Annotated in this window: 12 protein-coding genes and 1 pseudogene; 7 read left to right on the top strand and 6 right to left on the bottom strand. The window is 69.8% G+C overall.

All coding sequences use genetic code 11. The annotated features are described in order from the left end of the window. The 3 genes and pseudogenes from OEY_RS29095 to OEY_RS0124650 form a co-directional block, all read left to right on the top strand. Nucleotides 1-270: pseudogene (locus OEY_RS29095) on the top strand (sulfite exporter TauE/SafE family protein); the annotation flags it as partial. A gap of 167 nt (nt 271-437) precedes the next feature. After that, nucleotides 438-1,811, top strand: a complete 1,374-nt coding sequence (locus OEY_RS0124655) for a wax ester/triacylglycerol synthase domain-containing protein (RefSeq protein ID WP_010596412.1) — start codon at nt 438-440, stop codon at nt 1,809-1,811. Between the two features lie 50 nt (nt 1,812-1,861). Further along, on the top strand, nt 1,862-2,653 hold the full coding sequence (locus tag OEY_RS0124650; RefSeq protein WP_010596411.1) for a hypothetical protein: 792 nt from the start codon (nt 1,862-1,864) through the stop codon (nt 2,651-2,653). Here the strand turns inward: OEY_RS0124650 and OEY_RS0124645 are convergent. The 3 genes from OEY_RS0124645 to OEY_RS0124635 all read right to left on the bottom strand — a co-directional run bounded on the left by OEY_RS0124645 (nt 2,650) and on the right by OEY_RS0124635 (nt 4,652). Next, on the bottom strand, nt 2,650-3,447 hold the full coding sequence (locus OEY_RS0124645) for an Fpg/Nei family DNA glycosylase (protein ID WP_010596410.1): 798 nt from the start codon (nt 3,445-3,447) through the stop codon (nt 2,650-2,652). The genes OEY_RS0124650 and OEY_RS0124645 overlap by 4 nt on opposite strands. Before the next feature lie 20 nt (nt 3,448-3,467). Beyond that, on the bottom strand, nt 3,468-3,947 hold the full coding sequence (locus OEY_RS0124640; RefSeq protein ID WP_010596409.1) for a ribose-5-phosphate isomerase: 480 nt from the start codon (nt 3,945-3,947) through the stop codon (nt 3,468-3,470). Nucleotides 3,948-4,031: 84 nt separating this feature from the next. After that, on the bottom strand, nt 4,032-4,652 hold the full coding sequence (locus tag OEY_RS0124635; protein WP_010596408.1) for a mycothiol-dependent nitroreductase Rv2466c family protein: 621 nt from the start codon (nt 4,650-4,652) through the stop codon (nt 4,032-4,034). 139 nt (nt 4,653-4,791) lie between these two features. Between OEY_RS0124635 and OEY_RS0124625 the strand changes: the two genes are divergently transcribed. Next, nucleotides 4,792-6,036, top strand: a complete 1,245-nt coding sequence (locus OEY_RS0124625; protein ID WP_010596407.1) for an NAD(P)/FAD-dependent oxidoreductase — start codon at nt 4,792-4,794, stop codon at nt 6,034-6,036. Between the two features lie 62 nt (nt 6,037-6,098). Further along, entirely contained in the window at nt 6,099-8,681 is a 2,583-nt protein-coding gene (gene pepN, locus OEY_RS0124620; RefSeq protein WP_010596406.1) for an aminopeptidase N, read from the top strand. Nucleotides 8,682-8,763: 82 nt separating this feature from the next. On the opposite strand, the gene OEY_RS0124615 is transcribed toward pepN, so the two are convergent. The 3 genes from OEY_RS0124615 to OEY_RS0124605 all read right to left on the bottom strand — a co-directional run bounded on the left by OEY_RS0124615 (nt 8,764) and on the right by OEY_RS0124605 (nt 10,178). Continuing rightward, nucleotides 8,764-9,240 (bottom strand): DUF5130 family protein, encoded by a 477-nt coding sequence (locus OEY_RS0124615; RefSeq protein WP_026138056.1) that lies wholly within the window; start codon nt 9,238-9,240, stop codon nt 8,764-8,766. Next, nucleotides 9,227-9,490, bottom strand: a complete 264-nt coding sequence (gene ctaJ, locus OEY_RS0124610) for an aa3-type cytochrome oxidase subunit CtaJ (protein WP_003937126.1) — start codon at nt 9,488-9,490, stop codon at nt 9,227-9,229. The genes OEY_RS0124615 and ctaJ overlap by 14 nt, the downstream gene beginning before the upstream one ends. A gap of 64 nt (nt 9,491-9,554) precedes the next feature. Continuing rightward, a complete protein-coding gene (locus tag OEY_RS0124605) occupies nt 9,555-10,178 on the bottom strand; it encodes an HNH endonuclease (RefSeq protein WP_010596404.1) in 624 nt (207 codons plus the stop codon). Nucleotides 10,179-10,352: 174 nt separating this feature from the next. On the opposite strand from OEY_RS0124605, the gene OEY_RS0124600 reads away from it, so the two are divergent. Both OEY_RS0124600 and OEY_RS0124595 read left to right on the top strand, forming a co-directional pair. Then, on the top strand, nt 10,353-10,745 hold the full coding sequence (locus OEY_RS0124600; RefSeq protein ID WP_010596403.1) for a globin: 393 nt from the start codon (nt 10,353-10,355) through the stop codon (nt 10,743-10,745). Nucleotides 10,746-10,809: 64 nt separating this feature from the next. After that, nucleotides 10,810-12,077, top strand: a 1,268-nt coding sequence (locus OEY_RS0124595; protein ID WP_010596402.1) for an alpha-amylase family glycosyl hydrolase, incomplete at its 3' end; no start/stop codon positions are given.

The following is a 12,077-nucleotide window of genomic DNA, read 5'->3' as shown; positions in this document are numbered from 1 at the left end:
TGGGCCCCCCCCGCCGCCGTCGTCGGCAGCCTCATCGGCGGACGCCTGACCTCTATGGTCGACCCGGACTCGCTGCGCAAGGGCTTCGGCTGGTTCGTCCTGATCATGTCCTCGGTCATCCTCGCCCAGGAGATTCATCCTCTGGTCGGCATCGCCGCAGCGGTACTCACCCTCGTCGCCGCCGGCACCACCTTCGCCTGCAGCCGCAGTACCCACTGCCCCCTGCAGCGACTCGGACGACGGACGGAAGCCGCCACCTCGGCCGCCTGACGGCCGCACAACCCGGACGAAAGTCACTATCGATACCACGGCCCGGCGCCTAGAGTTCGGAGTATCCGCTCCGGATTCCGCGCCGGGCCGTGGTGCCGTCCCCGGTCCGACGGTGCGGACGGAGCGAAACCCGATCGTCCCGGCGGCCCGTGTGAGAAGTTACCGAGATGAGCAACGCAGCCGACCGTCACATGCAGCAGACGGACTACCTCACCTGGAGCATGGAGCGCGACCCCGCGCTGCGCTCGACGATCGTGGCCGTCGTCCTGCTCGACGCCTCACCCGACTGGGACCGTCTGTGCGAGATGATGGACCGCGGCACCCGCGAGGTGCCCAGCTTCCGCCATCGCGTGGTCGAGGTGCCCTTCGGGCTCGCGCCGCCACGATGGGTCGCGGATGCGAACTTCGACCTGTCCTGGCACATGCGCCGGGTCTCGCTGCCCGGGCCGGCAAACTTCGACGACGTCCTGGAGTTCGCTCGGACCACGGCCATGGCCGCGTTCGACAAGGACCGGCCGCTGTGGGAGATGACGGTGGTCGACGGACTCGCCGGCGGTCAGGCCGCGCTGCTGATCAAGGTGCACCACGCGCTCACCGACGGAATCGGCGGTATGCAGATCACTGCGCGGCTGGTCGACTTCGACCGCGACGGCACGCCCCGCGAACCCGCCCCGGAACCGCCCGCCCCGGAGTCCCCGGACAGCCTGGACCTGGCCGCCGAGGCGATCGGCTGGGACTGGTCGCAGCTCCGCGGACTGGCGGGACGCGGGCTGGCCTCGATCTGGCCGACCACCCGGGCCGTCGTGACGAACCCGATCGGTTCCGCCCGTAGTGCCGCGGGGGTCGCGGTGTCCGTCGCCCGTTACCTGCGCCCGATCCTGCGACTGGAATCCCCGGTCATGACGCAACGCAGCCTCAGCCGCCGGCTCCACGTGATCGACGTGCCGCTCGACCGGCTGCGCGATGCCGCTCACCGCGGCGGCGCCACCCTCAACAGCGCCTTCCTCACCGCAGTCCTCGTCGGCCTCGCCGACTACCACCGCCGCCACGGGACCGACGTCGACGAGCTACGGGTCACGATGCCGCTGAGCATCCGCACCGAGCAGGACACCCTCGGCGGCAACCGGATCAACCTCGCGCGTTTCCCGCTGCCCGTGCGTTCCGACGATCCCCTCACGCTCATGCAGGAGGTGAACAAGATCGTCGAGGGCTGGCGGCACGAGCCTGCGGTGCCGATGGCGCAGGCCCTCGCCACCCCTCTCAATCTGCTCCCCCCGGCTGTCGTCGGCGAGATGCTCAAGCACGTCGACTTCCTCGCCTCGAACGTGCCGGGGTCGCCGGTGCCGCTCTACATGGCCGGCGCGAAGGTCGAACGGTACTACGCGTTCGGTCCCACCCTCGGCTCGGCGTTCAACGTCACCCTGATGTCGTATCTGCACACGTGCTGCGTCGGATTCACTCTCGACACGGGCGCGGTTCCCGACCTCGAGGTGTTCGACGACTGCATGCGCGGCGGATTCCACGCCGTCCTCGACGCCTGAGCCGCCGGTAGGCTGGACGTCGACCGTCCAGTCCGCCGGAAGGGACCGCCGTGGAACTCCTACTGATCGTCGCCGTCCTCGTCGCCGTCGTGTTCCTGGTGTCCGCGGCGCAACGGAACAAGTCGGGGCGCGGAGCCCACGAACTCGACGACGCGAAGGCCGATGCCCGCCAGGCCATCGAACGGCTCGGCGGGCAGATCTACAACCTCTCCGGCACGGACGCCGCATCCAAGCAGGCGCTCGCCGATGCGTCCGAGCGCTACACCGCCGCCGGATCACAGATCGAGCAGGCCCGGACGCCGGTGCAGGCGCGGCTGGCCAAGCAGACCGCTCTCGAGGGGCTGTACTACATCCGCGCCGCTCGTCTCGCGATGGGCATGGATCCCGGTCCCGAGATCCCCACGCTGGACGGCCAGCAGACGGCCGGCCGGGTGACCGAGAACCGAGAGATCGATTTCGAGGGACGCAAGGTGGCGGCCTCACCGGCCCCGTCGTCGCGCACCCCGAACTACTTCCCGGGCGGTCGCGTCGCGGGCCGGCCGGTACCGGCCGGCTGGTACTCCGAGCCCTGGTGGAAGCCCGCCCTCGTCGCGGGGGCGTGGGGCGTCGGATCGATGCTGCTGTTCTCGGCGATGTTCTCCGGCATGGCCGGGGTGCCCTACGACGCACAGGCGTTCGAGCAGGGCTTCGACTCCGGATACGACCAGGGCCTCGAGGCCGGCCAGGACGGCGGGGACTACGGCGACGCCGGTGGTGACTACGGCGGCGGTGACTACGGCGGCGGTGACTACGGTGGCGGCGACTTCGGGGCCGGCGGCGACTTCGGCGGTTTCGACTTCTAGCCCGTCTGGCAGGCGGGGCACCAGAACAGGTTGCGGCCCTGCATGATCGAGTGCAGGACGGGTGTGGTGCACAACCGGCAGGGCTCACCGGCACGCCGGTAGACGTAGGTCCGGGGACGGCCCTTCGCGTAGGCCGGTGCCCCGCGGTCGTGTTCGCGTCGCACGACGTGGATCGCGCCGCGTCGCACTCCCGTCCGCATCAGCACGACGAGATCGTCCCAGATGCCGTCGAACTCGGCTCGGGTGAGATCACGTCCGGGGCGCTGCGGATGGATGCCGTGCCGGAACAGGACTTCGGCCCGGTAGATGTTGCCCACCCCCGAGATCACCGACTGGTCCATGAGAAGCGAGCCGATGGCACTGCGGGACTTGCAGATTCGCGCCCACGCCCGCTCGGGGTCGGCGTCCTTCCGCAACGGGTCGGGGCCGATCCGCGCGGCGATCGCCGCCACCTCGTCCGGGGTGAGGACCTCGCACGCGGTCGGACCGCGCAGGTCGGTGCCGTACTCGGCGCCGACCATGCGCATCCGTACCTGCCCGACCGGGTCCGGCATCGGAACCGGCGCCTCCGTGAACGAGCCGTACAGACCCAGGTGCACGTGCACCGTCAGGCCGTTGTCGTAGTGGTGCCACAGATGCTTGCCGAGAGCCTCGGCCCGGAGCAGCACCCGGCCGTCGACGAGCGCCGCATCGCCGGCGAAGCGCCCCTGCGGGCTCGACACCCGCAGGGGCGCACCCGAGAAACGCCGCTGGTGCAACCGGGCGAGCCGGTGCAGGGATGGTCCCTCCGGCACGGTCGATCAGGCTCCGTTCGTCAGGACGGCGCGCCGGGAACTTCCGGGGCCTGCCCGGTCTTCTCGTACTCGCTCAGGATGTCGATGCGCCGCTGGTGCCGTTCCTCCCCCGACCACGGGGTGGCGACGAACGCGTCGACGATGGCCAAGGCGTCCTCGAGGCTGTGCATGCGCCCACCGATGCCGATGAGCTGCGCGTTGTTGTGCTCGCGGGCCAGCTTGGCGGTCTCCACGCTCCACGCGAGGGCACAGCGGGCACCCGGCACCTTGTTCGCCGCGATCTGCTCGCCGTTGCCGCTGCCGCCGAGAACGATGCCGAGGCTGCCTTCGTCGGCGACGACGCGGCGCGCGGCCTCGATGCAGAACGCCGGGTAGTCGTCGAGGGCGTCGTACTCGTACGCGCCACAGTCGACGGCCTCGTGGCCGTTGGCGGTGAGGTGTTCGATGATCTGGTTCTTACGTTCGAAGCCGGCGTGGTCGGCACCCAGGTAAACGCGCATGGCGTCGAGAATAGGCGGCTGCGCCGCCGGTGTGTCCTTTGGGCGGCTACAGCCGCCCAAAGGACACACCGGCGCCGAAGGCGCCTACTCGAAGCTCGGGTCCTCGGTGCGCGTGCGCTTGAGTTCGAAGAAGTGCGGGTACGACGCCATGGCCACCACCCCGTCCCACATCCGCCCTGCCTCCTCGCCGCGCGGGATCCGCGAGAGAACCGGACCGAAGAATGCCACGCCGTTGACGTGGATGGTCGGCGTGCCGACATCCGGACCGACCGCGTCCATGCCGGCGGCGTGGCTGGTGCGCAGCGCCTCGTCGTAGGCGTCGGTCTCGGCCGCTCGCGCGAGGTCCGGATCCAGGCCCAGGTCGGCGAGGGACTTGGCGATCACCGCCGGGAAGTCCTTGTTGTCCTCGTCGTGGATCTGCGTGCCCATCGCCGTGTACAGCGGTTCGAGGACCTCGTCGCCGTACTTCTGCGCCGCGGCGATCGCCACGCGCACCGGGCCCCATGCCCTGGTCATCAGCTCCCGGTAGTTCTCAGGCAGGTCGTCGTTGCCCTCGTTGAGCACGGCAAGGCTCATCACGTGGAACTTCGCCTCGATGTCGCGGACCTGCGCCACCTCCAGGATCCAGCGCGAGGTGATCCAGCACCAGGGGCACAACGGGTCGAACCAGAAGTCGGCGGTGTCCTTCGAGATCGGGTCGCTCACGGGGTCTCCTCGCTGCAGAAATTCGGACTACGGTCCGATTCAACGCCGGTCGTCGTCGGATTCTTCCCGAACCGCCGGTTCCCGCGCCTCCACCGACGTACCGTCGAAGGACCGGTGCCGCACGGAACGGGGATGCGCGATGTCCAACGAGAAGCTCTTCGTCATCGTCGGCGGTGGGCTCGCCGGCGCCAAGACGGCCGAGCAGTTGCGCGCCCGCGACTTCCCCGGCCGGATCCTCCTCCTGGGCGAGGAGGAACACCTCCCCTACGAGCGACCACCGCTGTCGAAGGACTACTTCGCCGGCAAGAAGCAGCTTGCGGAGTTCACCGTGCAGCACGGTGACTGGTACCGCGACCACCGGGTCGAGGTCGAACTCGGCGTCACCGTCACCGCCCTCGACCCGGGAGCCCACACCGTCACCCTGCCCGACGGTTCCACCGTGCGCTACGACAAGCTCGCCCTCGCGACGGGTTCGCGCCCGCGACGGATCCTGCTGCCAGGCATCGACGCCGCGGGCGTGCACATGCTGCGCACCGTCGAGCAGTCCGACGCGCTGCTCGCGGCCGTCCGCCGCGACGAGGGTCCGGCGCCGCACCTGGCGATCGTCGGCGCCGGCTGGATCGGTCTCGAGATCGCTGCCGGGGCGCGCGGACACGGCGCCGACGTGACCGTCGTCGAAGCCGCCGCCCAGCCGCTGTCCGGCGCACTCGGCGAGCAGATGGGCGCCGTGTTCGCGGACCTGCACCGGAGCCACGGTGTGGACCTGCGTCTGTCGACGACGGTGTCGGAGATCCTCACCGTCGAAGGCCGTGCCACCGGCCTGCGCCTCGGCGACGGCACCGAGATCCGGGCCGACGCGGTCCTCGTCGCCGTGGGGGCGCAGCCCAACGTCGAACTCGCCCGCGACGCGGGACTGACCGTGGCGAGCGACGGCGTGGCAGTCGATGCGTCTCTCGCGACGAGCGATCCCGACATCGTCGCGGTCGGCGACATCGCCGCCGCCGAGCATCCGCTGCTGCGGACCCGGATCCGGGTCGAACACTGGGCCAACGCGCTCAACCAGCCCGACGTGGCGGCCGCCACCATGCTGGGCCGGCCCGCCTCCTACGACCGCCTGCCCTACTTCTTCACCGACCAGTACGACCTGGGCATGGAGTACGTCGGGCACGCACCCGCCGAGACGCGGGTGATCACCCGCGGCGACGTCGGCTCCCGGCAGTTCCTCGCGTTCTGGCTCGACGCGGCCGGCCGGGTCCGCGCCGGGATGAACGTCAACATCTGGGACGCGGGCGACGACATCCGCGCGCTGATCTCCTCCGGCGAATCCGTCGACCCGCACCGACTCTCCGATCCGCAGGTGCCCCTCGCGGAGGTCGCCGGGTGAACCGGTCCCTCACATGATGGGATGGCACCCGAGTCGCATCCCGTCTTGAGAAGGAGTCTTCCGTGGCACCACCGAATCTGACCCGCGAGCAGGCGGCCGAGCGGTCCGCGGTCCTGACCGTCGACAACTACCGCATCGAGCTGGATCTGACCGACGGCGCGGGCGCTGCGGGAACGACCACGTTCCGTTCGACCACCACCATCACATTCGACGCCACGGACGGTGCGTCGACCTTCGTCGACCTGATCGCGCAGTCCGTGCACTCGGCCACCCTCAACGGCAAGTCCGTCGACGTCTCCGGATACACCGAGGAGAACGGGATCGCGCTGAGCGGACTGGCCGCGCGCAACGAACTCACCGTCGAGGCGGACTGCCTCTACACGAACACCGGCGAGGGCCTGCACCGATTCGTCGACCCCACCGACGACGCGGTCTACCTGTACTCGCAGTTCGAGACCGCCGACGCGAAGCGGATGTTCGCGTGCTTCGACCAGCCGGACCTGAAAGCCACGTTCGACATCGCGGTGACCGCGCCGGCGGACTGGTCGGTGATCTCCAACTCCGAGACCGTGCACAACGTCGCCGCGGAGCCGGGCCGGCACGTCTTCCGTACCACCCCGCGGATGAGCACCTACCTCGTCGCGCTGATCGCCGGGCCGTACGCGCAGTGGACCGACGTCTACACCGACGAACACGGCACCATCCCCCTCGGCATCTACTGCCGCGCCTCGCTGGCGGAGTTCATGGACGCCGACCGGCTGTTCACCGAAACCAAGCAGGGCTTCGCGTTCTACCACGAGAACTTCGGCCTGCCCTACGCGTTCGGCAAGTACGACCAGCTGTTCGTCCCCGAGTTCAATGCCGGCGCGATGGAGAACGCCGGCGCGGTGACGTTCCTCGAGGACTACGTCTTCCGCTCCAAGGTCACCCGCTACTCGTACGAACGCCGCGCCGAGACCGTACTCCACGAGATGGCGCACATGTGGTTCGGCGACCTGGTGACCATGCGCTGGTGGGACGACCTGTGGCTCAACGAGTCGTTCGCGACCTTCGCGTCGGTGCTGTGCCAGTCGCGGGCCACCGAGTACACGAACGCATGGACCACGTTCGCGAACGTCGAGAAGTCGTGGGCCTACCGCCAGGACCAGCTGCCCTCGACCCATCCGATCGCCGCGGACATCCCCGACCTCGCGGCGGTGGAGGTCAACTTCGACGGCATCACCTACGCCAAGGGCGCGTCCGTGCTCAAGCAGCTCGTCGCCTACGTCGGGGAGGAACCGTTCCTGGCGGGCCTGCGGGAGTACTTCCGCGAGCACGCCTTCGCCAATGCCACGTTCGACGACCTGCTCGCGGCGCTGGAGAAGTCGTCCGGCCGGGACCTGTCGGGATGGGGCGCGCAGTGGCTCAAGACCACCGGCCTGAACATCCTGCGTCCCGACTTCGACGTCGACGACGACGGGCGGTTCACCCGTTTCGCGGTGATCCAGGAGGGTGCCGATCCGGGCGCCGGGGAACATCGGGTGCACCGGCTCGCGATCGGGGTCTACGACGACGACGGCTCGGGCAAGCTGCTCCGCACGCACCGCGTCGAGATCGATCTCGACGCCACCGAGCGCACCGAGGTGCCGGAACTCGTCGGCGTGGACCGCGGCCGGCTCGTGCTCGTCAACGACGACGACCTCACCTACTGCTCGGTGCGTCTCGATCCCCGGTCGCTCGAGGTGCTGACGGACCGGATCGGCGACATCGCCGAGCCGTTGCCACGCACCTTGGCATGGTCCGCCGCATGGGAGATGACCCGGCAGGCCGAGATGAAGGCCCGCGACTTCGTGGCGCTGGTGCAGCGCGGTATCGCGACCGAGACGGAGGTCGGCGTGGTGCAGCGGTTGCTGATGCAGGCGCACACCGCGCTCGGCAGCTACGCCGACCCCGGCTGGGCGACCGAGCGGGGCTGGAACGACTACGCGAACCGGCTGCTGGAACTGGCCCGCGAGGCGCAGCCGGGCTCGGATCATCAGCTCGCGTTCGTCAACGCGTTGACCACGGCCCGGCTCGCGCCGTGGCACACCGAGGTGCTCGGCGAGCTGCTCGGTGCCGATCCGGCGAACGTCGGGCTGGCCGGACTGGTCGTCGACACGGATCTGCGGTGGCGGATCGTGCAGGCGCTGGCCGCGGCCGGCGAGATCGACGCCGAGGGGGTGGAGTCGCCGTTCATCGATGCCGAGGCCGAGCGAGATCCGACGGCTGCCGGCGCGCGGCAGGCCGCCACCGCGCGGGCGGCGCGGCCGCAGGAGGCCGTCAAGGAGCAGGTGTGGGAGACGGTGGTGGGCGACGATTCGATTCCGAACATCACCGCCCGCGCGATCATCGGCGGCTTCGCGCCGGCCGGACAGGGTGAGCTGCTCGAACGGTACGTCGCGCGGTACTTCGCCGACGTGCCGGGCGTGTGGGAGCGCCGCTCCAGCGAGGTCGCGCAGACCGTCGTCGTGGGGCTGTACCCGTCGTGGTCGATCAGCGAGTCGTCGGTGGCGGCGGCCGACGAGTTCCTCGCCGGTGATCACCCGCCGGCCCTGCGCCGGCTGATCAGCGAGGGTCGCGCGGGGATCGTCCGGTCGCTGAAGGCCCGGGCGTTCGACGCGTCCTAGCCGCCCTACGCGTGTGGCCGAATGTCACATCCGGTCGACGGAATCGACCCGATGTGACATTCGGCCACAGCAACGAGGGGCTCTACGGCGCGGTGATCGCGTTCGCCATCACGCGGATCGCACTGACGATGCCGTCGATCAGGTCGCCCTGGCCGAACGACGAGATCGCCGCGGTCACGCCGAGCTGCGCGATCCGGTTGTCGACGCGGTCGGCGACGCCGCGTCCGCTGCGGATCTCGATGGCGCGCTGGTTCGGGTACACGGCGATGAGCACCGAGTTCGACGATTCCGGCGTGGTCGGGAACACCGCGTCGGTCGTGATCGCGGGATCTGCGGCGTCCGCGACGTACACGTTGAAGCGCACCTTCGTCGCCCGGGTGGCCTCGGTGAGCGCATCGTCGAGAGCGATCATGTCGCGGTCGCTGAACGGCGGGCCCTCGAACAGGCCGTCGAGGACACGGGTCCGGGAGATACGGCCGCTCGACGTCAGGGCCGCACCGTACGGCAGCTCCGCGGGAGCGACAGCCGTCCGGCTGTGCATCACGTCACCACTTGCCACTTGCCCTACCTCCGATCGGGTCGACCGGCGCGCCGGCGACGAGTTCATGATGCCCACCGTGATGGCCGTGCGTGGTGACCTCGTCGACCGCGCTCCACAGCATCGGCTCGTGGTCCCACTTCTCCCCGAGCTTGTACTCGGCGGGCCGCGTGCCCGGAATCGGCTTCGTGAAGACGGAGAAGACCCCGAATATCACGATGATCGCCACCGGGATGGCAACGAATATGAGGGTTGTCTCGAGAATGCTCACACAGCAAACGGTAGCCCAGCATGTCCGATCCCGGCGCGCTTGCCCCGACTTGCGGCGACGTCGGTCAGGCCGCGCCCTCGCCGAGGTACGGCAACCAGGTCGGATGCAGCTCCGGCAGCGTCGCCAGCAGCCGCCAGTGCCTGCCCTTGGGGGGCACGAGCGCGGCGCGCAGCGTCCAGCCGAGTTCGCTGAGCAGCTTGTCGGCCTTGCGGTGATTGCACGACGCGCAGCACGCCACACAGTTCTCCCACGAGTGTTCCCCACCGCGGCTGCGTGGCACCACGTGGTCGATGGTCTCGGCCTTGGCGCCGCAGTAGGCGCACCGATTCCGGTCGCGGTGCATGAGCGCGGCACGCGTCATCGGCACCCGCGCGTGGTACGGCACGTGCACGAAGGTCCGCAGGCGGATCACCCACGGGATCTGCACGGCCCACTCCGCGGAGCGCACCAACGGGCCGAGCGGGTCGTCGTGCACGGTGTCGGCCTTGCCGCCGGCCATGAGCACGACCGCACGACGGGCGGGCAACGCGGTGAGCGGCTCGTAGGTGGCATTGAGCAGAAGTACGCGGCGTTTGACCCAATCCGGGACGGCGTCGTCGCGTACGACACACAGGGAGTTGGCCCCCGGCGCCCCGGTGGGGGCGTCGGCGGGCGGGAGTTGTCGATGTGCGCTGCGTCGGTGCTTCATACGACCTCCGGAAGACTGCTCACAAGTTGACCACGGATCTACGCACGTCGCACCCCGATTCTGCGGACTTTCCGGGTCGCGGAGGTGAACATCCGGTACCGGCGACATGCGGCTCGGGCGCGTCCCCACCGAACCGGCACAATGGACGAGCGAGAGGAACGGTGAGCAGAACCCATGAGTGACGAGCAGACCTTCTACGACGCGGTCGGCGGCGCCGAGACCTTCCACAAGCTCACGGCGCGGTTCTACGAGGAAGTGGCCAAGGACGAGATCGTCCGCCCGCTGTACCCCGAGGAGGACCTCGGGCCCGCGGAACGTCGCATGCGGATGTTCCTCGAGCAGTACTGGGGCGGACCGCGCACCTACTCGGACGAGCGCGGGCACCCGCGGCTGCGGATGCGCCACCACCCGTTCCGGATCGGTCCGCTCGAACGCGACGCCTGGTTGCGCTGCATGCACACCGCCATCGCCTCGATCGATTCGCAGACGCTCGACGACGCGCACCGCAGCCAGTTGATCGCGTACATGGAGATGGCGGCGGACTCGATGATGAACTCGCCGATCTGACGACGGGCCGGGGCGGCGACATTCGAGTCGTGGCCCACCTGTCGGTTTGGCACTATGGGTGGCTGTGAGCACTCCCCCCGGCACCCCTGAACAACGCTGGTGGGCGGACGCCGTCTTCTACCAGGTGTACCCCCGCTCGTTCGCCGACTCCGACGGAGACGGCGTCGGCGACCTCGACGGGATCCGCGACAAGCTCGGATACCTGGAGCTGCTGGGAGTCGACGCGATCTGGCTGAACCCGGTGATGCGCTCCCCGATGGCCGACCACGGCTACGACGTGTCCGATCCGCGCGACGTCGACCCCCTGTTCGGCGACCTGGCCGCCCTCGACGCCCTGATCGAGGCCGCGCACGCGCGCCGGATCCGTGTCGTGATGGACCTGGTCCCCAACCACACGAGCTCCGAACATCCCTGGTTCCGGGAGGCCCTGGCCGCCGCGCCCGGCAGCCCCGCGCGGGCCCGCTACCACTTCCGGGACGGACGCGGGCCGAACGGCGACCTGCCGCCGAACAACTGGCCGAGTGTGTTCGGCGGCCCCGCATGGTCCCGCGTGACCGACCCCGACGGCGCGCCCGGCCAGTGGTACCTGCACCTGTTCGCGCCGGAGCAGCCGGACCTGAACTGGCGCAACGACGAGGTGTTCGAGGACCTGGAGAAGACCCTGCGCTTCTGGCTCGACCGCGGCGTCGACGGCTTCCGCATCGACGTCGCGCACGGCATGGCCAAACCCGGCGGGCTGCCCGACTTCGACCACTGGGAACAGAACCGGCTGCTGCGGCACTTCGACGACGATCCCCGCTTCAACAACGCCGAGGTCCACGACATCCACCGCCGGATCCGCACGGTGCTCGACGAGTACCCGGACGCGGTGGCCGTCGGCGAGATCTGGGTGCACGACCATGTGCTGTTCTCGGAGTACCTGCGCCCCGACGAACTGCACCTGGCATTCAACTTCCATCTGGCACTCGCGAGCTGGGACGCCGCCCGGATCCGGGAGGCGATCGACACGTCGCTCGCCGCGGTCGCACCCATCGGTGGGGTCGCGACGTGGACGCTGTCCAATCACGACATCGAGCGTGAGGTGACCCGCTACGGCGGCGGGCCGCTCGGGCGCGACCGCGCGCGGGCGATGATCCTCGTCGAGCTGGCACTGCCCGGCGCGGCCTTCCTCTACAACGGTGCCGAACTCGGTCTGCCCAACGTCGACGACCTGCCCGAGGAGGTGCTGCAGGACCCGGTGTGGGAGCGGTCGGGGCACACCGACCGCGGCCGGGACGGGTGCCGGGTGCCGATGCCGTGGGAGGGCGCCCGGCCGCCGTTCGGCTTCACCAC

The sequence above is a fragment of the Rhodococcus sp. P14 genome, assembly GCF_000256505.1.
Classification (GTDB): domain Bacteria; phylum Actinomycetota; class Actinomycetes; order Mycobacteriales; family Mycobacteriaceae; genus Rhodococcus; species Rhodococcus ruber.
This window is presented reverse-complemented; position numbering and strand designations above follow the sequence as displayed.